Source organism: Pseudoalteromonas espejiana DSM 9414 (assembly GCF_002221525.1).
Classification (GTDB): domain Bacteria; phylum Pseudomonadota; class Gammaproteobacteria; order Enterobacterales; family Alteromonadaceae; genus Pseudoalteromonas; species Pseudoalteromonas espejiana.
Genome location: NZ_CP011028.1, coordinates 1528576 through 1553703, shown reverse-complemented (window position 1 = coordinate 1553703; position 25128 = coordinate 1528576). Strand labels below are relative to the sequence as shown.

19 protein-coding genes are annotated in these 25128 nt (G+C 41.1%); 2 read left to right on the top strand and 17 right to left on the bottom strand.

All coding sequences use genetic code 11. The annotated features are described in order from the left end of the window. Positions 1 to 24: 24 nt before the first annotated feature. Positions 25 to 1239, top strand: a complete 1215-nt coding sequence (gene moeA / locus PESP_RS07160) for a molybdopterin molybdotransferase MoeA (RefSeq protein ID WP_089347404.1) — start codon at positions 25 to 27, stop codon at positions 1237 to 1239. Between the two features lie 81 nt (positions 1240 to 1320). On the opposite strand, the gene PESP_RS07155 is transcribed toward moeA, so the two are convergent. The 8 genes from PESP_RS07155 to PESP_RS07120 all read right to left on the bottom strand — a co-directional run bounded on the left by PESP_RS07155 (position 1321) and on the right by PESP_RS07120 (position 14827). Continuing rightward, positions 1321 to 3198: a hypothetical protein gene (locus PESP_RS07155; RefSeq protein ID WP_089347403.1), complete on the bottom strand. Its 1878-nt coding sequence runs from the start codon at positions 3196 to 3198 to the stop codon at positions 1321 to 1323. 9 nt (positions 3199 to 3207) lie between these two features. Continuing rightward, on the bottom strand, positions 3208 to 4299 hold the full coding sequence (locus tag PESP_RS07150; RefSeq protein WP_089347402.1) for a hypothetical protein: 1092 nt from the start codon (positions 4297 to 4299) through the stop codon (positions 3208 to 3210). 64 nt (positions 4300 to 4363) lie between these two features. After that, positions 4364 to 7390: a hypothetical protein gene (locus PESP_RS07145; protein ID WP_089347401.1), complete on the bottom strand. Its 3027-nt coding sequence runs from the start codon at positions 7388 to 7390 to the stop codon at positions 4364 to 4366. 517 nt (positions 7391 to 7907) lie between these two features. Next, the gene (gene prpF, locus PESP_RS07140; RefSeq protein WP_089347400.1) at positions 7908 to 9074 is read right to left on the bottom strand and encodes a 2-methylaconitate cis-trans isomerase PrpF; all 1167 of its coding nucleotides are present in this window, start codon (positions 9072 to 9074) and stop codon (positions 7908 to 7910) included. Between the two features lie 12 nt (positions 9075 to 9086). After that, a complete protein-coding gene (gene acnD / locus PESP_RS07135; protein ID WP_089347399.1) occupies positions 9087 to 11696 on the bottom strand; it encodes a Fe/S-dependent 2-methylisocitrate dehydratase AcnD in 2610 nt (869 codons plus the stop codon). A gap of 112 nt (positions 11697 to 11808) precedes the next feature. Further along, positions 11809 to 12936, bottom strand: coding sequence for a bifunctional 2-methylcitrate synthase/citrate synthase (gene prpC, locus PESP_RS07130; protein WP_089347398.1), 1128 nt, complete (start codon positions 12934 to 12936; stop codon positions 11809 to 11811). A 48-nt stretch (positions 12937 to 12984) separates the two neighbouring features. Then, positions 12985 to 13863 carry a methylisocitrate lyase gene (prpB, locus tag PESP_RS07125; protein WP_089347397.1) on the bottom strand — a complete coding sequence of 293 codons (879 nt, stop codon included), beginning with the start codon at positions 13861 to 13863 and terminating at the stop codon, positions 12985 to 12987. Positions 13864 to 14140: 277 nt separating this feature from the next. Next, positions 14141 to 14827, bottom strand: coding sequence for a GntR family transcriptional regulator (locus PESP_RS07120; protein ID WP_089347396.1), 687 nt, complete (start codon positions 14825 to 14827; stop codon positions 14141 to 14143). A gap of 263 nt (positions 14828 to 15090) precedes the next feature. On the opposite strand from PESP_RS07120, the gene rsmF reads away from it, so the two are divergent. Beyond that, positions 15091 to 16542: a 16S rRNA (cytosine(1407)-C(5))-methyltransferase RsmF gene (gene rsmF, locus PESP_RS07115; protein ID WP_089349119.1), complete on the top strand. Its 1452-nt coding sequence runs from the start codon at positions 15091 to 15093 to the stop codon at positions 16540 to 16542. 221 nt (positions 16543 to 16763) lie between these two features. Here the strand turns inward: rsmF and PESP_RS07110 are convergent, their stop codons facing one another. From PESP_RS07110 to acpP, 9 genes are all read right to left on the bottom strand, one after another. After that, the gene (locus PESP_RS07110) at positions 16764 to 18623 is read right to left on the bottom strand and encodes an alkaline phosphatase D family protein (RefSeq protein ID WP_089347395.1); all 1860 of its coding nucleotides are present in this window, start codon (positions 18621 to 18623) and stop codon (positions 16764 to 16766) included. Positions 18624 to 18626: 3 nt separating this feature from the next. Then, the gene (locus PESP_RS07105; protein WP_089347394.1) at positions 18627 to 19406 is read right to left on the bottom strand and encodes a TatD family hydrolase; all 780 of its coding nucleotides are present in this window, start codon (positions 19404 to 19406) and stop codon (positions 18627 to 18629) included. A 145-nt stretch (positions 19407 to 19551) separates the two neighbouring features. Next, on the bottom strand, positions 19552 to 19878 hold the full coding sequence (locus PESP_RS07100) for a PilZ domain-containing protein (protein ID WP_089347393.1): 327 nt from the start codon (positions 19876 to 19878) through the stop codon (positions 19552 to 19554). Between the two features lie 11 nt (positions 19879 to 19889). Then, positions 19890 to 20804: a DNA polymerase III subunit delta' gene (gene holB, locus PESP_RS07095; protein WP_089347392.1), complete on the bottom strand. Its 915-nt coding sequence runs from the start codon at positions 20802 to 20804 to the stop codon at positions 19890 to 19892. Position 20805: 1 nt separating this feature from the next. Then, a complete protein-coding gene (tmk, locus tag PESP_RS07090; RefSeq protein WP_089347391.1) occupies positions 20806 to 21432 on the bottom strand; it encodes a dTMP kinase in 627 nt (208 codons plus the stop codon). Positions 21433 to 21439: 7 nt separating this feature from the next. Next, the gene (gene mltG, locus PESP_RS07085) at positions 21440 to 22426 is read right to left on the bottom strand and encodes an endolytic transglycosylase MltG (RefSeq protein ID WP_089347390.1); all 987 of its coding nucleotides are present in this window, start codon (positions 22424 to 22426) and stop codon (positions 21440 to 21442) included. Next, positions 22420 to 23223 carry an aminodeoxychorismate lyase gene (pabC, locus tag PESP_RS07080; protein WP_089347389.1) on the bottom strand — a complete coding sequence of 268 codons (804 nt, stop codon included), beginning with the start codon at positions 23221 to 23223 and terminating at the stop codon, positions 22420 to 22422. The genes mltG and pabC overlap by 7 nt, the downstream gene beginning before the upstream one ends. 71 nt (positions 23224 to 23294) lie before the next feature. Further along, complete coding sequence (gene fabF / locus PESP_RS07075; RefSeq protein WP_089347388.1) at positions 23295 to 24533, bottom strand: beta-ketoacyl-ACP synthase II; 1239 nt, start codon at positions 24531 to 24533, stop codon at positions 23295 to 23297. 272 nt (positions 24534 to 24805) lie between these two features. Beyond that, the gene (gene acpP, locus PESP_RS07070; RefSeq protein WP_004587690.1) at positions 24806 to 25042 is read right to left on the bottom strand and encodes an acyl carrier protein; all 237 of its coding nucleotides are present in this window, start codon (positions 25040 to 25042) and stop codon (positions 24806 to 24808) included. Positions 25043 to 25128: the final 86 nt, after the last annotated feature.

Genomic DNA, 25128 nt, shown 5'->3' with positions numbered 1-25128 from the left:
GACACATTATAAAAAACAATATATATGAACGATGTATGCAATGCACCTGGTTTATTACCAGTAGAAACAGCAATTAAAAATATGCTCAGCGCAATTAGCTTTAAAAAAGGCGCACAAACACTCTCAATAATGCAAAGTGTTGGTCGCATTTTAGCTGATGACGTTAAATCAAGTATTAATGTACCCGCTCATGATAATTCAGCAATGGACGGGTATGCTTTATGTATTAGCGAAGGCCTAAAAACGTATAAACAAATAGGCAGTGTTTTTGCGGGGCAAACGTTTAAAAACACCTTAACACCAGGCCAGTGTGTAAGAATTATGACCGGCGCTGCCCTACCGCCTGGCGCTAATGCGGTAGTAATGCAAGAAAACGCGACTGCTAATAATGACGAAATAACATTTACAGGCAACATTGAGCTTAATGCTAACGTACGTTTTGCTGGTGAAGACATAGCCGATAACAGTGTTGTTTTAAAAGCAGGTAGAAAGCTAAAAGGCGTAGATGTAGGTTTACTTGCCTCTATTGGCATTAACCAAGTAAGTGTATATGAAACGCTAAAAGTCGCTGTTTTTTCTACAGGTGACGAACTTATAGAACCTGGTAATGCGCTGCCAGCTGGCGCTATTTATGAGAGCAATCGGGCTGTAATAATTAGTGAGCTTAACGATCAAAACATTGAAGTAATTGATTTTGGAATCATTCCCGATGATAAAACCCTTATTAAAAACACCTTTGTAAAAGCCAATGAGCAAGCAGATGCCGTAATTAGCTCTGGCGGTGTATCGGTCGGCGAAGCTGATTTTACAAAAGAAGTGTTAAACGAAATTGGTGACATTCATTTTTGGAAAATAGCCATGAAACCAGGCAAACCTTTTGCCTTTGGTAAATTACCTAATAGCTACTTTTTTGGTTTACCGGGCAACCCTGTATCTGCAGCTGTTACACTTGAGCGACTTGTAAAACCCGCGCTTACTAAGCTCTCTGGTAACGAGCATAAAGCTAAGTTACGTTTAAAAGCAGTGACAACTGCACAAATTAAAAAACGACCTGGCCGCACTGACTTTCAACGTGGTATTGCCCATAATGACGAGCACAATAACCTTGTTGTAAGCCCTGTTGTAAAACAAGGCTCTGGCGTACTTTCTTCATTGAGTAAAGCCAATTGCTTAATTGTTGTACCTGCCAAAAGTGGCAATATCGCAGAAGGTGAAACGGTGGAAATAGAGCTGCTATAACTCAGCCTTAAATGTAAAAAAAGCCCAATAAACGCTTAAATTTATTGGGCTTAATTGTAGATAAAGTAAGTTTAAAGCAAATTAAAATACAGACTCAAAATCCCCATTAGGAAATAACACCCCTGGAATACCACGTACTGCTGTTACATCCGCTATTTTAGTATCACCTACATATAAACCGCCGCTGTAATTACTACCCGACTGCTTTACATCAAGCCAGCGACCGTTTTCACCTTTTGCAGTTAAACTAATATTACTATTTACTTCTCTAATGCGTAAATCTAGCGCTTTTTGCTGTATGCTAACAAACACATCTGTGCTCGTAAGCTGCGATAAATCAACCACATCGCCAACATAAGCTAAGCTAAAGTCACTCGCTCCACCTAAGGGTAAAGCAAGCTCTAAACCAAACATTAAATCATCATTTTCATCGCCTGTTAGCGGAGAAGCCTCAAGTGCAGTAATATGAAAAGGTGTTGTTTGAATATCGCTTTGAAACTGCCCTGAAAAATCAAACGCAGATAAAGACGTCACTTCTTCTGCAAACGCAGAAACAAACCGTTCTATATCTAAGGATAACTCACCTGAAAGCTCTCCCGACGGCTTAACAATCACTACATCAGTTGTAATATTAGCAATACCAGTTTGCGCATCGGGGAGTAACTCACTTTGGCTATCTATACCATCAAACTCAACCAATAATTCGCTTACATCTACATTTAAGCTGGTATCGCCATTAATGACAGACGCACTCATTACTCCTTCAATTTTATCGCCAAGTACACCACTTACTCTAAAGGTTGGAATAGACATATCAATATTGACGGGTAAACCATCGTACGTGCCCGTAATTACCCACTCATAAGGTGACGTTGAATAAGTAATATCAAGTTCGCGAAGCGTGTACTGCCCTTCGCTCGCTGACACCTCAGCAAGTGGCGAGTAGTTAATTAAAACCTCGTTAATAACATTAGCAAGCACTGTAATTGCTTGCTGCGTATCATCATCCAGCGCACTCTCTAACTCAACCAGTTTTGCATCTAAGTCATCTGCGTAGGTTGAATCTTGTAAACGTACTACACCAAGCGCATCTCTTACGTCTTCAAGTAATTCGCGCGACTCTAGCTGTTGTTCAGTTTCCGTTTTTTGTTGCCAATTTTTAAAGGTTGTTACACTGGCAACCGTTTGTTTAACTTGCCCCGCTACACTTTGAATTAGGCCATTACCTTGCTCGCTATAAAGGTTATCTGCAAGGTATTGATCCGCTATGCTACTGTATGTTTGCCATGCACTCGTATCTGCTTGCTCAGTAATGAAATCATCAAACGCTGTTGATAAATCAAAGCCCTCAACCGATACACCCGCCACAATAGCACCATAGGTAAATGCATTAGCGACAACTTCAGCCTCTAATGTGTTGCTTAAATTGCTATGTGTTAGCTGATAAAATGGGCTTGCAGCTAAACTTGCAAGCGTTGCATCATAGTTGTTCTCAGTAATAACGCTGCTCATTGGCGAGAAAAACACTTCATTCACACCCGGTGCAACATACGCACGTGCCGCGTAATTTAAACTCACACCTGTTATTTCTTCAAAATCAATTATGCGGTTTTCATTTAAATCGTTAACATCACCGCGTAGTGTTCTGCCACAGCCTGTAAAACGTGGGCAAGGCAGTGCGCTATCATCAGGAACAAACTCAAATGTATAAAAATTAAGTGGCGATACGCTTACACTTGCAGTGTTAATATTATCAACAGCAACCGAGTCAATCACATTGCCCTGGCTATCTAATTGGTTAAGCGTGCCTTTAGCTGATTGCCACTGTGGCACATAAAAGTTTACTGTAGAGGTAGATGCTACGCTAATTACAACCGCTTCATCTTCATTACTATCTGAAGAACCGCCACAGCCACTTATTGCTAAAGCAACCGATAAAGGTAAAAGTTTTTTAAACATCTGCATTCCTTAAAACTTAATGTTCATGTACCAATTTACATTCGCATAATAAGCTTTATCTAAATCTAAGCTGTCGGTTTGTAAATTAAGTCCAAAATACTCGTTTTCAATACCAACTAAAAACGCTTCGCTTTTTGTTTCATACCCTGCTTGCACTTTCCAATGATCCCAAAAATGAACGCGCCCCTTTAATTGACTAAAGGTGTCTTCATCGTATTGTTTAATGGTTAGCACTGTTGAATAACGTTGATTAATTCTGTAATCGGCAAATGCTGCAATGCGCATTTCCATATCAAGAGTGTGTGACTGTGTATTACCAAACGCTGAAGTTTGTAATGATACAGTAGGCGTAGATGTTACATCGCCATTTTCATCTTCGCTAAACGGGATCTCTGTTGTTTGTCCTTTTACAGAGCCTGTGTCGTCGAAGTCGGTTTTATAGAGTAAGTCTTTAACACTTAAGCCTACTTTTAGCTCATCGTTTACTTGCCAATCAGCAAATATATCTAGGCTATAACCTAAACCTTCTGGGTTGTTTGATGGTGTAAACTCTTTAAATAAAATATCTTTCGAAAAGTTATAATCGGCAGTGATACTGCCTTCAACTTCATCACTAAAAATACGGCCATCTACTGAGGCATCTTGAAAATGAGTGCTGGCAAAAACAGACAGTTTAGGCGTAATGGTTAATGCATTTTTGTCTAAAAATTTAAAGTCATAAGAGACAAACATACCATTAGAGGTAACTTGCTTAGCATCTAGTTGGTATCTATAAAAACGATCTTCAAAGGGTAAGTCGTTTTTTTCTAAATAAGTGTAAAGTGCTGTGTCTGGGTCAAAATTAAGTACGTAATCATATCGGCTTTGCAGGCCTACTTTAAAGTTTCCGTAACCAACCCCAACTTCAAAAATATTATAGGTAAATGCGCTATCGCCTGATTTAATAGGCGCGTCAAAATCATCTATAAATGCTTGTACAGGTTGTGCTTCAGTGTAAATTTCTGCGTCAAAGTGAGTAAATATTTGAAATTGATTATTAGCAGTAGCTAGAGGTGAAAGTAGAGCAGTTGAAAATCCTAACAAGAGAATTTTTTTTTTCATAATTTAATCGCTTTCTATAAAAAAAGGGAAAAGCGCACAGCTTTTCCCTTTAATAATTTAAGTATTAGTTAGATGAGTCAATTAAAGTCACATCTGTGTACTCAATTACTTCATCATCAATATAAGTAATTGAAACACCGTTTGTTACTTTAGTTGCTGTACCAAAGGTCATCATCATGCCATCGTACATCGCTTTAACATCGCCCATGTAACCAGCTGACTCAGAACCCGACATAGACAAGGTGTAACCCATTGCAGCGTCGCCATTTACTTTAATTTCAAGCATGGTCATGTCTTCATCACCACTACTATCAACCTCAGACATAACGCTAAAGTCTAAATCACCAGACATACCTGCTAGTTCTAGCATAGCCATGTCTGTCTCTTCCATGCCGCTTAGGTTTAGCGTACCCATAAAGCCTGAGTCGCCGTCCATAATTTCAACACGGTTCCACGCTTGAGTCATAGTTAGTTCAGCGTCATCAACACTATCTGCACTCACATCACCGTCAAACGTAAATACTAAACACGAATCAATTTGTGTAGAGTCAGTAATTGTACCATCTGCAAATGCTTTACACTCTTCAAGTGCATCTGCGGCTACATCACCCGTAACAAGCTCAACAGTTGCATCGCTTTCAGTAGTTAGCATGCCGCCCCAAGCAACAACCAATTGATCATCTTGGTACGCTGCAGACGCTGTTATCATGCTATCTGTAGTCGAGTTTGTAAGCATTAGCGTTAAATCGTCTAAGCTATATTCGTATGCCCACTCAGGGTGCGCAGACGATGTGCCAGAACCAGATTCCCCCATATCGGCAAGCTCTTCAAACACATCAAATAATACTTCAGCTGTGTCGTAAAGTGCATCACCACCGGTGCTTGTTAATACCGTCATTGTAGAAAGTGACTCTGATGTTTCTTTAACCGATGCCGTCGCAACCGCAAGCTCTGCTTCTGCTTGAAGGCTAAGCGCTGTTACAAGTTGCTCGTTTGCAAGTTCAGCCTGAGTTACAGCAGCTTCTGCCATCATTTCTGCACTTTCAACTAAATCAGCAGCTTCAGCCATATCAGCTTCAGTTACTGCTACAGCTTCATATGCAGTTGCAGCTTCTAATGCTTGTTCAATCGCAAGCTCAAGTGCATCTACAGCAGCAGAAAACTCTGACGCAGCAGTTACCGCAGCATCAACTAATTCAACAGTTGCTTGTGCATCGTCACCCGAATCAACAGCAGCTTGCGCATCAGCAAGTGCACTTGTTGAAGCAGCTTCAGCAGTATCTGCAGCTGTTTTCTTTTCATCTGCAACATCAGCAGTATCCATCGCAATTTCTTTAGCGGCTTCAACTACAATTTCGTATTCACCAATAGCGGCTTCTGCATCAAGTACTAACTGCGCAAGTGCTAACTCATATACACTTACGTTTTCTACTTCTACTAAAGCTTCATCTTGTAAGTCAGTTGCAGTATCAAGTACACCTTGGTAATCAGTATTTTCAGCTACAAGTAAAGATGCAGTGCTAACATAGCCTTGTGCTTTAACATAAATTATGTCTGTCGCAGTAGCTAAATCTGCAGCTTCAGCTTTATTTTCAAGTGCAGCTACAGCCGCAACAAATTCAATTGCAGAGTCTGCATCGGTAATTGCATCACCGCCTAGGGCTTGAACATCAGCAAGCATTCCTTCAGCAGCATCTACCGATGCTTGAAGAGCAGTAAGTTCAGTAGTAGATGCATCGATTTGTGCAGATAAAGCTACAGCTAAGTCTGCAAAAAAGTCATCACCTGCCACACACTCATCGCCTGTACAACCTAACTCTTCTAGCGCTTCTTGCACAGTACCTGCAAGCTCTGCAAGTGCTGCATCAGTTGCTGCACCATTTTTAACCGCCTCATCTTTTGCAGCTTTTGCATTAGCTGCAATACCAGCAGAGTTTTGCGCAAATGCAGAAATTTCGGCAGCTGTTGCATCAGGGTTATTAGCTAAGTAGGCTGCTTCTAATGCCGTTTTAATTGCATCTTCATCGCCCGTTGCAATAGCTACAAATACGCTTGCAGTGCTAGAAACTGCTGTTTGCAATGTTGTTGCAATATCTGTGGTGCTTAAAGTACCTGCCGCAATACCGGCTTTAATACTTTCAATAGAATCAGAAATTGATGGTAAGCCTTGTACTGAAGACGACAGCTGAGCAAGCATTAACACACCTTGTGAAAGGCTTTCTTCGCCGTCTACATCACTTAAATCTACCGCGCCACCGTTAGATAAGTCACCAATAAGCGCTGATAATAAAACAGCCGCATCAGGACCTAAAACTTGAATCACTGTATTTAAGCTTGTTGATGCAATAGCATCAGCGTCAACTTCACCTTCGGCTTCAAGTAGGGCTTGAGCAACCAGCGTAGTTAAAAAGGTTACATTCGCTTTAAACGAACGTGCTACGTTTGCATCGCCTGCCGCGCCGCTCGCTTCAGATGAGTCGGCTTCTGCTGCCGCTACATATTTAACAACAGAAAGCTCTAAGTCAGCTTTATACCACTCACCAAACTCAATGTTTGTGTCGCCATCGTTTACGTCATCAACTTCTGGCGCCTCATCGTAAGTTCCACAACCAACGTAAGCATCACACCTTAAGAAACTATCATCGCCTTCTTCTGAGGTAGTCACTGTAATGTATACAGGGCCAGAAAAATCATCTTCTAGGTAAATGCTGTAGCGACCACTATCGTTAGTGATTAGCGCATCAGGGTTACCTGCAATTTTGCTTGCTTCAACAGCTGCGTCAGCGGCATCTTGAGAAGTTGCTTCGCCGGTAAACGTTTCAGCTTCAGCTGAAGCTTCTAATCTAAATGCAACAGGTACACTTTCACCTGAAGCATCTAATGTCATTACACTAACAACGGCACCTTTCATAGCACCTTTAACAGCTTTACCTGTTATTTCTACATTAAATTGAGCGTCATCAGATGATATTACCGATTCAACGGGAGGAACATAAGTGTTTCTATCGTTGTCTGAGCCACAACCTGCTAAACCTAATGTTAGTGCAACAGAAGCTGCGATTGGGGTAATTTTAGTCATACGCTGTGCCATTTATTTCTCCTTGATAGCCTGCAATGAGTATTAGAAATTATTTTGTTAATATGCATGTGAAAGTTTACAGAAAAACAGACACACAATAACAACCTTTGTTACTTATAGATTAAAGTAACATTAAGTAATAAGTTTTTGCTACATCTTTATACATTTAAAGTGAATGTTTTTACCACAAATTAAACGACGCTTCTTCATAACCTTTACTATCTTTCAATAACCTATGTTAAAAATATTAAGATGCATCGCTCTAACGTACAATATATTCACAATATTAAGTGAATATTACATTTAATTTAGTTTGTTAATAATATTCTTCAAGTAAATGCGGCGTATACACATAAAAAAAAGCTCATTCAGCAGTATGTAATGAAAAATCATTAGACTTTGAAGCTAAATTTTTGTTGAAGAGAGCCTAAACATAAAGTTTAGAACATGATGAATAAATATAAATATTTATCCATAATTTGAGGTACACATTAACGGCAACGTTTGTTGCCGTTAATTAAAATGTAGACTATTGAGGAACCCTTACAACCCCTTCCATAAGTACACGAGCACTTCGGCTCATACTAGCTTTGGTAACTTGCCAGTCACCCTTTATATTTTTAGCTTCAGCCCCTACTTTTAGCGTGCCCGAGGGGTGACCAAAGTTAACTTCATTTAACGCACCGCCACCAGCAGCTATATTTACAAGCGTACCTTCTATGGCTGCAGCTGTACCAATAGCAACTGCGGCAGTGCCCATCATTGCATGGTGAAGCTTGCCCATCGACATAGCGCGTACTAATAAGTTAATACTGTTTGCACTAATATGCTTATTACTCGACGATGTGTAGTCTGCGGGCCCTGCAACAAATGCTACTTTAGGTGTATGTTGGCGCGCTTGTGCTTCGTTAATATTAGTAATTAACCCCATTTTTACTGCGCCGTAAGCGCGAATAGTTTCGAGCTTTTCAAGCGCGGTAACATCATTATTTATGTCATCTTGTAGCTCAGTGCCGGTATAGCCAATATCATCTGCATTAATAAATACAGTAGGAATACCTGCGTTGATCATGGTGGCTGTTAAAGTGCCGACTCCTGGTACTTCTAAGTTATCCACTACGTTACCTGTTGGAAATAACGCGCCTTCTCCATCGGCTGGGTCTAAAAACTCAAGCTTTACCTCAGCGGCAGCAAAGGTAACACCGTCGAGCTCAAAATCACCGGTTTCTTGAACTTCACCATTGGTCATAGGCACATGAACTAAAATACTTTTTTTAATATTAGCTTGCCACACACGCACAATAGCAACGCCATTTTCGGGCACTTTGCTTTTATCAACTAAGCCATTCGTTATTGCAAATGCGCCTACAGCGGAGGTTAAATTACCGCAGTTACCGCTCCAATCTACAAATGGTTTATCAATGGCAACTTGCCCAAATAAATAATCAACATCGTGGTTAGGTTGCTCACTTTTAATTAAAATAACTGTTTTACTGGTACTTGATGTAGCACCGCCCATACCATCGGTTTGTTTGCCGTATGGGTCGGGGCTGCCTATAACACGTAGTAATAGATTATCGCGGGCCTCACCTGCCACTTGGGCAGGTTTTGGTAAATCGGTTAATTTAAAAAACACGCCTTTACTGGTGCCGCCACGCATGTAAGTTGCTGGTACTTTAATTTGTGGTTTAAACATACTGCACGCCCCTTATGCTGATTGCGTTGCTTCTAAAAAGTCTTGTGCAAAACGCTGTAATACACCACCAGCAGCATAAATAGAAAGCTCCTCTTGCGTATCAAGTCGGCACTTCATAGGTACCGTTAGTACCTCACCATTTTTACGCGTAATCACCAAATCAATGGTAGCGCCAGGTGTTGGCTCGCCTTTTACATCAAAGCTTTCGCTGCCATCAATGTTAAGCGTTTTGCGGGTAGTGCCTGGTTTAAATTCAAGCGGTAAAACACCCATACCAATTAAGTTAGTACGGTGTATGCGCTCAAAGCCTTCTGCGGCTATCACTTCTACGCCTGCAAGCCTTACGCCTTTTGCAGCCCAATCGCGAGACGAGCCTTGGCCATAATCGGCACCCGCTACAATTATTAGCGGCTGTTTACGCTGCATATAAGCTTCTATTGCTTCCCACATACGGGTATTAGTGCCTTGTGGCTCTAATCGTGCGTATGAACCTTGTTTAACTTCGCCGTTTTCATTAAGCACCATTTCGTTTAACAATTTAGGGTTTGCAAACGTGGCACGCTGCGCTGTTAAATGATCGCCTCGGTGCGTTGCGTACGAGTTAAAATCTTCCTCTGGCACATTCATTTTAGTCAGGTATTCACCTGCAGCACTGCTTGCCATAATTGCGTTTGATGGCGATAAATGATCCGTTGTAATGTTATCGCCAAGTACAGCAAGAGCGCGCATGCCGGTCATGGTGCGTTCACCTGCAAGTGCGCCTTCCCAATATGGCGGGCGGCGAATATACGTACTTTGCTCGCGCCAGTTATAAAGTGGGTCGTTGTCTTCACCATAATCTACGGTTAAATCAAACATAGGCTCGTATACTTTTTTAAATTGCTCTGGCTTTACGCTTTGTTTTATTACTTCGTCTATTTCTTCATCGCTTGGCCATAAATCTTTTAGCGTTATATCGTTACCATTTTGATCTTGCCCTAAACTATCTTTTTCAATATCAAAACGAATAGTACCGGCAATAGCATAAGCTACAACTAATGGCGGTGACGCTAAAAACGCTTGCTTAGCATAGGGATGAATACGCCCATCAAAGTTACGATTACCCGAAAGCACCGCTGTTGCGTATAAATCGCGATCGATTACTTCTTTTTGAATAACAGGGTCTAATGCGCCGCTCATGCCGTTACAGGTAGTACAGGCAAAACCAACAATACCAAAGCCGAGCTTTTCAAGCTCTGGGAGTAAGTTTGCCTCTTCAAGGTAAGATTGCACCGCCTTAGAACCCGGCGCTAGAGATGTTTTAACCCACGGTTTACGCATTAAGCCTTTGGCATTTGCATTACGAGCAATAAGCCCTGCTGCAATCACGTTTCGTGGGTTACTCGTGTTAGTACAACTGGTAATAGCAGCAATAATACATGCGCCATCTGGCATTAAGCCTTCCTCGTTTTCTACCTTGCCTGATATACCTTCTTTTGCTAAATCGCTCGTTGATACACGACGATGCGGATTTGAAGGCCCAGCAATATTGCGTCCAACGCTTGATAAATCAAAGGTCAAAACACGCTCATACTTTGCGGTTGTTAAACTATCGCTCCAAAGGCCTGCCGTTTTAGCGTAGTTTTCTACAAGCGCTATTTGCTCTTCATCACGCCCTGTTAAACGCAAATAATCTATTGTTTTATCATCTATATAAAACATTGCCGCAGTTGCACCAAATTCTGGCGTCATGTTTGAAATAGTTGCCCTATCGCCAAGGGTTAGTGCATCAGCGCCTTCACCGTAAAATTCTAAATAGGTTGATACCACACGCTGAGCGCGTAAAAACTCGGTAATAGCCAGCACTATGTCGGTGGCGGTAATACCAGGCTGACGAGTACCTGTAAGCTCAACACCTACAATGTCAGGCAAGCGCATGTACGAGGCGCGGCCAAGCATTACGCTTTCGGCTTCAAGCCCACCTACGCCTACAGCAATTACGCCTAGTGCATCAACATGCGGGGTATGGCTGTCGGTACCTACTAAGGTATCGGGGAATGCAATACCATCGCGGTTTTGAATAACAGGCGACATTTTTTCAAGGTTAATTTGATGCATAATGCCGTTACCAGGCGGAATAACATCAATATTTTTAAAGGCTGTTTTAGTCCAGTTTATAAAATGAAAACGGTCATCGTTGCGTCTATCTTCTATTGCACGGTTTTTTTCAAATGCTTCAGGGTCAAAACCTGCGTGCTCTACCGCTAATGAGTGATCAACAATTAGCTGTGTTGGTACTACAGGATTCACTTTTGACGGATCCCCGCCTTTTTGGGCAATAGCATCGCGCAGGCCTGCTAAATCAACCAAGGCAGTTTGGCCTAAAATATCGTGACACACTACGCGCGCCGGATACCACGGAAAATCTAAATCTTGTTTGCGTTCAATAAGCTGTTCAAGCGCATCGGTTAGCATAGCGGGCTCACAGCGGCGTACTAAGTTTTCGGCAAGTACACGCGATGTGTAAGGCAATGTGGCATAAGCGCCTGGCTTTATTGCATCTACCGCAGCTTGCGTGTCGTAGTAATCTACATTGGAGCCGGGTAAGGGTTTTCGGTATTGGGTGTTATTAATTATGGTCATAATACATGTTCGCTAATAGGTGACGGGAAATAAAAAGGCGAAAAGGTGAGCGTATTGCTCACCCTATACCAATCCGATTAATTAAGTTTTATTGCGGATTGGTATTATGCAATCAGCCTCTTGATTCAATTGGCGTGTAGCTGCGTGCGTCTGGCCCTGTGTAATCTGCACTTGGGCGAATAATACGGTTATTAGCACGCTGCTCTTTAACATGTGCAGTCCAGCCTGTAACACGGCTCATAACAAATATTGGCGTAAACAATTTGGTTGGAATATCCATAAAGTGATATGCCGATGCATGGAAAAAATCGGCATTACAAAACAGTTTTTTCTCGCGCCACATTACTTCTTCACACCTAACCGACACAGGGTAAAGCACATCATCACCCACCTCAGCCGCTAGTTTTTCAGAGAACTTTTTAATAATTACGTTACGCGGATCCGACTCGCGGTAAATAGCGTGGCCAAAGCCCATTATTTTATCTTTGCGCTCTAACATGCCCATAACTTCTTGCTCGGCGTGCTCTGCACTCGTAAAGTTTTGAATCATATCCATAGCGGCCTCATTAGCACCACCATGAAGTGGCCCACGTAGCGTGCCAATAGCACCCGTTACACAAGAATGAATATCAGAAAGCGTTGATGCACACACGCGCCCCGTAAAGGTAGAAGCGTTAAACTCATGCTCTGCGTATAAAATTAGTGACACATTCATTACTTGAGCAAAAAGCTCGCTCGGTGCTTTGTCGTGTAATAAATTTAAAAAGTGCGCGCCTACTGAGTCGTCATCAGTTTGGGTTTCAATGCGAACGCCATCGTGTGTAAAGCGGTACCAATAACAAATAATGCTTGGGAAGAGCGCAACCATACGGTCAATCGCATCGTTTGCTTGGCTAAAATCAAGTTCCATTTCTAGGTTACCCAGCATAGAGCAACCGGTACGCATAACATCCATTGGGTGCGCGTCTTTAGGAATATTTTCAAGCACGGTTTTTAGTGCATCTGGCAGGCCACGTAAGCTTTTTAATTTAGCTTTATATTCAGCCAATTCACTGGCTGTTGGTAGCTCTCCGCGCGAAAGTAAAAAAGACACTTCTTCAAACTGCGCTTTTTCGGCAAGTTCGCTAATATCGTAACCACAATACGTTAAACCAGAGCCTGTTTGCCCTACTGTACATAATGCTGTTTGCCCTGCTACTTGGCCGCGTAAGCCTGCACCGCCTAATGCTTTATCTACCATGATCTTCTCCTATCTTAAATTTGTGTGTGTTATCTATTTTAATAGTTATTATTTGCCAGATTTTGATGAAAAAAGGTTATCAAGTGTGTTTTCGTATGTGTGGTAATCTAAAAAGTCGTATAACTCGGCGCGTGTTTGCATGTTCTCAATTTGGCTTTGCTGCGAGCCCTCATTTAAAATGGCAGAGTACACATTAAGCGCGGCTTTATTCATGGCTCTAAACGCACTAAGTGGGTAAAGCACCATTTCAACACCTACCTCGCTTAACTGCTCTTTTGTGTAAATAGGTGTTTGGCCAAATTCAGTAATGTTTGCCAAAATAGGAACATTAATCGCTTTTGCAAATGCTTGGTAATCGGCAAGGTCGTGCACGGCTTCTGCAAAAATTGCGTCTGCACCAGCCTCAACACAGGCAGCTGCGCGGTCAATCGCGGCACTTAAGCCTTCTTTTTGAAACGCATCGGTGCGGGCCATTATATAAAAGTCGTTATCGGTTTTAGCATCAACCGCCGCTTTAATGCGGTCAACCATTTCACCTTGGCTTACAATTTCTTTATTAGGGCGATGACCACAACGCTTTTGCGCTACTTGGTCTTCAATGTGAAAACCCGCCGCGCCTGCTTTGGTCATTTCTTTAACGGTACGCGCAATATTAAACGCGCCGCCCCACCCTGTATCGGCATCTACAAGTAGTGGTAAATCGCTTGCACCGGTTATACGACGAATATCTTCAAGTACGTTATCAAGGCTGGTCATACCTAAATCAGGCATACCAAAAGAGGCATTAGCCACACCGGCACCAGAGAGATATATAGCTTGGTGGCCCATTTTTTCAGCCATCATTGCTGTGTAGGCATTAATAGTACCTACTACCTGCAATGGGCGGTTATTAGCAATAGCCTGTTTAAATTTTAATCCTGCTGACATTACTTTCTCCTCACTTTGAACGGTTGCTACATGGAGTAACTTATAGTTTTAATCTTAAATTGTGACTGTTTTACTGCTCTGTTAGCTGTTAGCTGTTAGCTTTTAGCTTTCAGTAGTTTCTTTTTATGACTAATACCAATCTGTATGTTTATGAAGTCTATTTAACGCTAAGAAAATCGTTCTATACCTAGGCAATAATTTTTATGTTTAGTGGTTCTAAATAAAAAATTCTTAACGACGTTATAGAGCGATTTAATCAGTTAAATTGTTCGAATACTCATATTGATTGGTATACATCAAATTTGGTTTGAATATTGGCCTGCGATGCACTTATGTGTCGCTTCATCAGCATTTCAGCGAGTTCACCATCATGGTTTTCTATCGCGTTAATAATGGCTAAATGCTCATCAAACGCTTTAGATACACGCGGCCCCACCATACCCATTTGCACGCGGTACATACGAATTAATTGATAAAGCTCATTACATAACAAGTGGATTAAGTGTGCGTTTTTACTACCTTTGATGATGCGATAGTGAAAGTCTAAATCGCCTGCTTCTTGATAGTACGATTCGCCCTCTTTTACACGTTGTGTTTGCAAATGCTGATTAAGTAATTGCTTTAAGCCTTTAACTTCCTCGGGCTCCATATTGTCGGCAGCAAGCCTACATGCTAAGCCCTCAAGGGAGCTACGAACCTGATACACTTCAATTAAGCGCTCGGCAGTAAGTGCCACTACGCGGCAGCCTACATTGGCTTTACGCTCAACTAAATAACAGCTTTCTAAACGATTTAATGCTTCTCTCAGCGTGGCACGGCTTACACCATAGCGCTTTGCAAGCTCCGGCTCAGATATTTTGCTGCCTTGCTCTATGCTGCCTTCTACTATTTCGCGGCGCATATCTACAAACACTTGATCAGATGCTGTAGTAATAGGTGTATCGTTTAAAAAAGGTTGCGTCATGGCTTCATAAATAAATTGTCGACAATTGATGGGTTAACTATGTGCTTAATAAAAAAACATGTCAACCCTTAGCCCTACCTAAATGAGTAAAAAACACACTTATTGTCGACACCGTTAACCTAAAGTCGTATATAACTGCACTAAAAATGCACTAAAACCACAAAGTGTCGACATAGTGCATGCATGCAAATTCAGTATTTAACGCTGAAAAAACACTTTAAAAGTGCTAATATCACGCTTTATTTTTAATGTACGAGCCCCCCGTGAACGCCAACACTTATATTCCTGAGCACTTTATTGACGACGTAAAAACCTATTTACCTGCGCACCTCAATTTAGAAGACTTTATAAACGCGTGCCGTCGCCCTTTAAGAAAGTCTATTCGTGTTAATACATTAAAAATAACAATTGAAGATTTTTTAAAACGTGCGGATCAAAAAAATTGGCAACTTACACCTATACCCTGGTGCAATGAGGGTTTTTGGCTAGAACGCCCAAGCGATGAAGAACAAAATTTAGCATTAGGCAATACCGACCTACATTTAAGTGGCGCTATGTATGTGCAAGAGGCAAGCTCAATGCTGCCGCCTATGGCACTAAAACAAAGTATTGAAAACTCAGATTTACAAGATAGTTACGTACTTGATATGGCATCAGCGCCTGGCTCTAAAACTTCGCAACTTGCCGCAATAATGAATAACCAAGGCGTACTTGTTGCCAACGAACTTTCGTCATCACGCTTAAAAGTCCTTAGCGCTACGCTTAAACGTATGGGCATTGGTAACTGTGCGCTTTCGCATTTTGATGGCGTCATATTTGGTAACTATATGTTTGAATGCTTTGATAGCATTTTGCTTGATGCACCCTGCTCTGGCGAAGGTACCGTACGTAAAGACGCCGATGCACTTAAAAACTGGTCAATAGAATCAAATATAGAAATTGCTCAAGTTCAAAAAGATTTAATTAAAAGCGCTTTTTACGCATTAAAACCAAGCGGTACACTGGTGTATTCAACCTGTACGCTCACCCCGCTCGAAAACCAAAAAGTATGCGACTACTTGCTTAGCGAATTTGGCGACTACATTGAGCCGCAATCGCTAAGTGATTTATTTCAAGGGGCAGAAAAAGCAACAACCGCCGAGGGCTATTTACATGTGTGGCCGCAAACATTCGACAGTGAAGGTTTTTTTATTGCTAAATTTAAAAAACTCGCAAGCTGCAATAATCCTACCCAAAGCGTTAAAAAAGGCGCCTTTCCGTTTAACGAGTTTGATAAAAAACAAACAACATCATTTATGAGCGAGCTTAAAAAACAATTTGGTTTAAAAGCCTTGCCGGGTAATTTAATGCAGCGCGATAAAGAACTGTGGCTATTCCCACAAGGATTTGAAGCCGTGCAAAATAAGATTAAATACGCACGCTTAGGCATACAAATAGGCATCATCCATAAAAACGGAGTAAGGCTCACACACGAGTTTGCTACCGTGTTTGGTAATGAATGCAAAAGCAATACGTATGCTTTAACAAACGAGCAAGCAAACGACTACTTTAATGGTAAAGATATACGCTTTGAAGAAGTAACAAAAGCCAGCGGCGAAGTAGTACTAACCTTATGTGGCTGCCCGATAGGACTAGGCAAATGGCAAAAAAATAAGATCAAAAACTCTTTGCCACGCGATCTTGTGCAAAATACCCAGTTAATAAGCTGGGCATAAACCACTCAATACAAAAGTTAACCTGTGCACAACACTATTAAGTCTTTGTTATTATTTGTGGTTAATAAACAAACAAAACTTAGAGTTTTATAAATTAGTTAACTACACTTTAAGGTACTTTCTTCTTCTCCCTAAAGAATTGTGAAAGTGTATTTAGTTAGCGCAAGGCTCAACTAAGAGCCATTTGTAGCCCAGAGCTGATACAATGGCTCTGGGCGTTTTTATTTATGCTCTAAATCGAATTCAGTTAAATGGCCGTCGCCGTGGATTAATTGGTAGCGAGCTAAATCGCCTTGCTCTAATGTAATTAAGCTAATGGCGGAATCGCTTACTAAGTACTTTTGCCCTTCGCCTTTAGTTTGGTGTTTATCTACTTCCATATGCCAGCGTTTGGTAAAAAAGTTAAGCGGGCTTTTAGGGCCGTATAATATTGAGTCGAGCTTATCGAGTACGTTAATTAGCTTGCGCGGAAATTCGTTTTTAATACCGCTGGCGGTAAGTTGCCATATTCGATTGGGGTGATCGCCAAAACGTTTTTGCACCGAAAAGCAAAATGAGTAATGTACATCACCCGATAAAATAAGGGTTTCGTTTGGCGTGTCTGTTCGTCTGAAAGTATCGAGTAGTTTTTTTGCCGAGCCTTCGTGTGCCATCCAGTTTTCTACATCTACCATAAGCGGTTGGCCGCACATGTTAAATGCAGCTTGTATTGCCTCAACTGATTTAACACCAAATACCGGTGCTGGCGATACTATAATCACTTTACTGTGGCTAAGTAGGCTCTCTTCTAGCTCAGTTAAGCGCTCCCAATCAAGTAAGCCTGAGGGTTCATTAAAGTTACTCTCGTTACGCCAGCGGTGTGTGCGGGTATCGAGCACAACCACTTTAGGCGTAGTGGTAAGCTCATAGTGCCAATAATTAAACTCATTTAGGGATTTATCAAACGCTTTAAACTGCCATATATTATTGGCCGTGCGGCTTTGTTTAAACTCGGTTATGAGTGAACCTGTTTTTTGTAAGGCGTCGTTACCCATTCCTTGAAACAACCAATAACTGATAAGGCCATTATTAATAATGCGCTTACTGCTGGGGTTTTGGTTTATTGCCTGCTCCCACCCTGCGGTAAGGTTCCAATCATCTGTTACATCGTGATCGTCAAACATCATTAAGGTAGATACATTAGCAAACAGTTTCTCTACCTGGTTTAAGCCTTTGGCGTATTCGCTGAGTGCTTTTTTTTCGGCGTTAAAAATTGTGCTGTTTTTATCACTTTTACCTATGTAATTTACATTTGCAATATCAACAAACTGCCATACTGCAGCACTAAAGTTGAACAAATATAGTGCTACAAATTCTTCAAAGTGAATTAAGTGATTATGCGCTTTTACACTCGAAAAGTGTGGCTCGTCTTTTTTAAGCCAATAGCCTACGCCAAACTTAGAGCGCTTTTGCCAAGGCGTTTTAGGTAAATAAAGGTGCCTGTGAAAAAGCTGCTCGTTTAAATCTTCAGGTAAGTTAAGCGCAAGCGGTTGCTCTTTATAAATACCCAGTACGGTTATGAGCTTGTGTATTGCTAATAACATTGGCCCTGCAACATCATCAGCATAAACTTGGTCACCACTGAGTAACAATAATTGTGCACCTTGCTGGTTGTTACTACGTTGTTTGTTTTGCCAATGGCTTGCTGATACTAAACTGTCTTTTGCTGGGTGGTGCGCATTACGGCACGAGCCGTGCAATATGTGGGTTAGTTTATTAGGTATTACTAAAGAAGGCGCTGCTTGCCCGTCAAAACACCAAGGCGTTAAATCTATGGCTTCATCGTTAATGTATAGGGTGTAAGCTAGTAACGTATCGAGCGGGAACTGATTATTTACCGGCTTTATAACAATAAAGTGTAAATACAGGTGCTTGCCTAACGCTATATTTTGTTGCTCGTTATAACAGTCGTAGTTATTAAGCGTTATACGGCAATTACTAGGCTTTGAGGTAGCAAATTGAATGCATATAGCAGTTTGTTCAGCTCGGCGCACCATAGGCCCCATAATTAAAAGAGGAAGTTGCGCCGGTTGAGTGCTCATGCGTTAGCCTTTAGCTGCTAATTTAAATAAAGAATAAAAATTGTCGGTCGTTGCTTTAGCAAGTTCGTTAAAGTTAATACCCTTAAGCTCGCTAATGTAATAAGCAACATCTTCAACATAGGCTGGCTGATTTGTTTTACCACGGTACGGTACTGGCGCTAAATACGGCGAGTCGGTTTCTATAAGTAATCTATCAAGCGGAATTTGCTTTACTACTTCTTTAAGTTCTACTGCATTTTTAAATGTAACAATACCCGAAATTGAAATATAAAAGCCCATATCTATCGCTTTTTTTGCCATATCCCAATCTTCGGTAAAGCAATGCAATACGCCACCGCAGTTTTCAGCTTTGTGTTCGCGCATTAAATTAATTGTGTCTTCGCGGGCGTCGCGGGTATGAATAATAAGCGGCTTTTGTAGCTCGTTAGCCACTTCTATATGCCCTACAAAGCTTGCTTGTTGTACTGCATGCGTATCTTGTGAGTAGTAGTAATCAAGGCCAGTTTCGCCAATAGCCACTACCTTTTCGTGCGAGGCTAAATCGATTAATTGCTGTTTGTTTAGTGCATCTTTTTGATCAAGCGGATGTACGCCACATGAGGCCGACACATCATTATAATGCTTAATTTTATCAAGCATACTTGGGAATTGATCAAGCGTTACACTCACACACAAAAAGTGTTCTACTTGCTTTGCACGCGCTTTGTCGAGTACTTGGTCAAGGTTTAAATCTAGTTTATCAAAATCAAGACGATCTAAATGGCAATGAGAATCTACAATCACTATACGGCCTGTATTGTTTTGGGTTTTAAATTATACCAACTCACGTTAATACTTAATTAGGCGAATTGGTATTACAAATTAACGAGCAATGTAGCCCATTAAAATACGTTGTTTAGCGTTAATTTTTGTAATAAACGCTTTAAAACTACATGGTATATGTAGGGTTACCAGAGTTTAACATGGTGCCTAGCAGCTTTTCGATTTTGGCATTTAGGTGCGTTTTATCATCTAAAAAGCTTATTCCAATACCTGGAGGGTTAGAGCTTTGTGCACCTTGTGGTGTGATCCACGCCACTTTACCCGTTACTACGTCATCTTCAAGTGCATCTGGCAGAGTAACTCTAAGTGCTAACGAAAAACCAATTTCGTAACGCATATTTGTGCGTACAAATAAGCCACCTTTTTTTAGGTACGGCATGTAGCAACGATAAAGTTCGTCAAGATTATCTACATCAACTAAAAGCTCTTGCATACGTGATCCTATTAAATGTTACGCAGGGCGTGCGCTAATCGCGACACAGCTAAAGGTAAATTAAGCCCAAGTACCTGAGTATTATTTTGTAAAAATTCATTGAGCGCTTGCTGTGCATTTTGGTATGCATCAAAGCTCATACCCAGTATAAGCTGCTGTTTTAACTGCTCGCTTAAAAATAATGTAAAAATGCGTATTAGCTCTGGTTGTTTATTTATTATATCTACCAGCGCAGTAAAATTATGGCTGTGTTTAAACTCAGTTGCAAATTTATAAAGTGTATCAATATGTTGTAGCTGCTCTTGCGCTTGCCATTGTTGTATTAATAATGGCTGAGCGTAAAATAATGGCAACCATTCAAACCCGCTTATGTTAAGCGACTCAAGCCATTGCTGTGCACTTTGAGTGCTTGCTACTTTTATATCTGTTTTAGCACAACGGCTTAGAATAGTCGCTGGAAGCTGCGCAGGTTGGCTAGTTGTTAAAATTAAAAACCGGCTATTACTGGGCTCTTCTAAGGTTTTTAAAAGTGCGTTGGCCGCCGCGGTGGTCATTTTTTCGCAGTTTTCGATTATTGCTACTTTATTACCGTTTTGCGCGGCAGAGTGGTTCATAAAATCGCTAATAGCGCGAATATCATCAACACCAATACTTTGCCCTTCAACTTGCGTTACACGTTTATCTGGGTGATTACCTGCAAGTGTTAATGAACAACTTTTACATTGCCCACACGGTGCTAAAACTGTATTAGGCCTTGCCATGTGCGTATTAATATTTTGGCACAATAAACTATTTGCTAGCTGTTCACTAAGTGAAAACTTACCTACACCTATTGGGCCACAAAATAACTGCGCATGATGAAACCGCTGCGATGTATAACTTTGCGCAAGCTGCTGCTCTACCGTGTTTAGCCATGGCAATGCCATGTTATTTTAAGCCTACAAAAAAGTCGCGTAATACGTTAGTTATATCGCGGTGCACTTTATCTATGCTTTGGTTTGCATCAACGGTTTGAATAGAGCTGTCGTCGTTTGCAAGTTCAAGGTAACGCATACGAGTACGCTGAAAAAACTCTATAGCTTCTTGCTCTATACGGTCAAGTTCACCTCGGCCTTTAGCACGTTCAAGGCCTATTACTGGGTCTATATCAAGGTAAATAGTTAAATCAGGCTTTAACCCTTTTAATACCATAGATGATAAAGACGCCAGCGTGTTAGAGCTAATACCTCGCCCACCACCTTGGTATGCCTGCGACGATAAATCGTGGCGATCGGCCAATACCCACTGCCCGTTATCAAGCGCTGGGTTAATTACGTTATGCATAAGTTGCGAGCGCGCCGCGTACATAATAAGTAGTTCGGTTTCAAAGGCTATTTCTTCTTCGTGCTCTGCTTTTACAAGCGTGCGTAGGGATTCGGCAAGCGGTGTACCGCCCGGCTCGCGCACGTTAATAAAGTCTATTTGTTTTTTATTTAAAAAGTCTTGGCATAACGAAATAGCCGTTGATTTACCTGCGCCTTCTAGGCCTTCAATAACAATAAATTTTGGTTTCATAAAAAGTTTAATTCGTTTTATTTAATATATACGTTTTAACTGCCGCGTTATGTTGTTTCAACGTGGTAGAAAATTGATGACTGCCATCACCTTTAGCCACAAAATACACATACTCTGTTTTTGGCGGGTTAAGGGCAGCTAAAATGGCTGCTTTTGAGGGCATAGCAATGGGTGTAGGTGGCAGCCCTTTAATACGATACGTGTTGTATGGCGTGTAATCGCGTAAATCTTTGCGCTTAATATCACCGTCAAAACCCTCGCCTAATCCGTAAATAACGGTAGGATCTGTTTGTAGGCGCATATTAGCGTTTAATCTATTTACAAACACTGCCGCAATTAATGGGCGTTCGCTGGCAAGGCCGGTTTCTTTTTCAATTATTGACGCCATTATTAACGCTTCATAAGCGTTTTTATACGGTACGTTTTTGTCCCGTTGCTGCCACGCTTGAGCGAGTGTTTGTTGCATTTTTTCAGCTGCGCGCTTTAATAAACTCGTCGCGGTATCGTTACTATGGTAGTGGTACGTATCTGGAAATAACCAGCCTTCTAAATGAGTGTCTTCGCCACGTATTTGCTGAGCTAATTGTTCAGTGTTTAAGTTGTTATTTAACTGCGGCGCATTAGCAATAGCGGCAATCACTTCGCGCAGGTTTTGTCCTTCAATAATGGTAAAACTAAAGCTAAGCTGCTCGCCATTGTTAATTTTTTTTATATTGTTGATAACGCTCGTATTTGTCAGCTCGTAAAGCCCGGCTTTTAAATCTGTTAGCGTAGGGTCAAGCTTTGCGACCACCTGATAACGCCAACAGCTGTTTAGCCACCCTTTTGCTTGCCACTGCTTACAAAGCTTATTAAATCCTGTGCCTTTTTCAACTTCAAATTGCGTAGGCGTAGTTATGTTTAACGGGCTGTTTATTGTGGCTTGTAATTGTTGATACCCTACTAGCGTTGTAATTAAAGCTAACAATAATACCGATAAAATAACTTTTAACACTTAGCCTCCTTGGCTAGTAATTCGTTTAATAATCGCTGGCTTTGCGGTACATCAAATGTGTGCTGCTCAATACGATTAACCGCTACGGCGCCCATTAAGCTATTACATATAAACACTGCGCTTGCTTGGGTAAGCTCAAGTACACTTACCTGCTTAAATTCAACCGCTAATTTATCACATAACGATTGCAGATAAACCCCCTTTATACCGCATTGCTCAAGGCTTGGTGTAAATACTGTGTTATTGGCTATGGCAAATATATTGGCTGCAGAGGCTTCAATCACATTGTTTTGATGATCGAGCACAATAACATCGTCACAGTTTTGTTTTGCCATCGCGTTTTTAATTAATACTTGCTCTAATCTGTTGAGGGTTTTAAGCCCTGCCAGTAATGGTTGAGCTGCTAATTTAATTGGGCTTATGTTTACGCTTATACCGGTATTAGCTAATGATGAATAATGTGTAGGAAAATCTAATACGCTTATCAAAATAGTTAAATTACTGTGCGTTGGTAAGGCATAACCACGCCCACCTTCACCACGGGTAATTACTATTTTAAGTACATTTAAGCTTAAGGTTGCAATACGCTTTTTAATACTTTGTTCAAGCTCGGTAAAATCAATCGCCGAAAAGCCTAAACGCTCAGCACATTCAATTAACCGTGCTTTATGGTGTTGCCAGTGCTCTACCTCTCCTGCAACTATTTTGGCCGTGGTAAAAAAGCCATCGCCATAGTTGAGGCCTCTGTCTCGCGTGCTAATTGTACTTGTATCATCAGCTATTATTATTTTTTGCATAGTTAACTTGCATAAAAAAAGCCCAGTTAAACAACTGAGCTTTCTATAATTTGGTTCGTTGTTAAAAAAGATTATACCTTTTTAAATAGTAACGAGCCATTAGTACCACCAAAACCAAACGAGTTACACAGTGCAAAGTCTAATTTTGCATCGCGTGCAGTGTGGGCAATGTAATCTAAATCACAGCCTTCATCTGGATTATCAAGGTTTATAGTGGGTGATACTTTTTGATCGGCCAGCGATAAAATAGAAATAATCGACTCAACAGACCCTGCAGCACCTAACAAGTGGCCCATCATCGATTTAGAAGAACCTACCATTACATCTTTTGCAGCATTACCAAAAATAGATTTAACAGCCTGTGTTTCAGCTTTATCACCTGCATTGGTAGAAGTACCGTGTGCATTTATGTAACCAACTTGCTCTGCATTTACTTGTGCATCATTTAATGCATTTTCCATAGCCAGTGCAGCACCTGCACCGTCTTCTGGTGGTGATGTCATGTGGTATGCATCGCCACTCATACCAAAGCCAACTAGCTCAGCATAAATTTTAGCACCACGTGCTTTAGCGTGTTCGTACTCTTCAACTACAACAACACCTGCACCATCTGAAAGCACAAAGCCATCGCGGTCTTTATCCCACGGGCGAGACGCTGCTTGAGGGTCATCGTTACGGGTAGATAAAGCACGTGCAGCATTAAAACCACCCATACCAATTGGTGTACAGGCTTTTTCTGCACCACCGGCAACCATTGCATCAGCATCGCCGTAAGCAATCATACGCGCTGCATGGCCAATATTGTGCAAACCGGTAGTACAGGCTGTTACAATAGAAATATTAGGTCCACGTAAACCGTGCATCATTGATAAATGACCCGAGATCATATTAATAATGGTTGATGGCACATAAAAAGGAGAAAGCTTACGAGGGCCACTATTAAGTAACTTAATGTGGTTTTCTTCGATTAGTGTAAGACCGCCAATCCCAGAGCCAACAGCTACACCAATACGTGTTGCGTTTTGTTCGGTAATTTCAAGGCCTGAGTCTTGAAAGGCTTGAACACCCGCTGCAATGCCGTACTGAATAAATAAGTCCATTTTTTTAGTATCTTTCGCCGACATGTATGCAGTTGCATCAAAATCATTTATAAGGCCTGCGAATTTAGTACCAAATTTCGATGTATCAAAGTGGGTTATATTTTGTATACCACTTTTACCATCTAATAAGCCTTGCCAGGTAGATTGAACATCATTACCTAGCGGCGTCAACATTCCTAAGCCAGTTACGACGACTCGACGTTTAGCCACGGTTTGCCTCCAATAAGGGATATTTAAACCAATTGATTAAAATTTTATTATGTTAGTAAGCTGTTTAACTCACTAAGTTTAAATCTATTGGCATTACAAAGGGAATTCATACCCAAGCGACCTCAAAGTGCGAGTCTCAAATTCTGTTAAGTAGGTGCTATTACAAATTAATGCAGTAGAGAGTAAAAGCGGGTGAATTTGAATCATGAACTTTGAGGTGGTTTGGATATATAGATTAAAGGCAGCGAATGCTGCCTTTAATTTGCGATTAATTACTCAGCGTGAGCTGATACGTAATCGATTGCAGATTGTACTGTAGTGATCTTTTCAGCTTCTTCATCTGGGATCTCAGTATCAAACTCTTCTTCTAGAGCCATTACTAGTTCAACAGTATCAAGAGAATCTGCACCTAGGTCGTCTACGAAAGAAGCTTCGTTTTTAACTTCTTCTTCTTTAACACCTAGCTGTTCGATGATAATTTTTTTTACGCGTTCTTGGATATCGCTCATTCTTCTTTCCTTTATTAAAAACGCCAATGCGTTATTTTCAGATTGCGGCGTAGTTTACGCCGCATAATTCTCTGATTCAATGATTT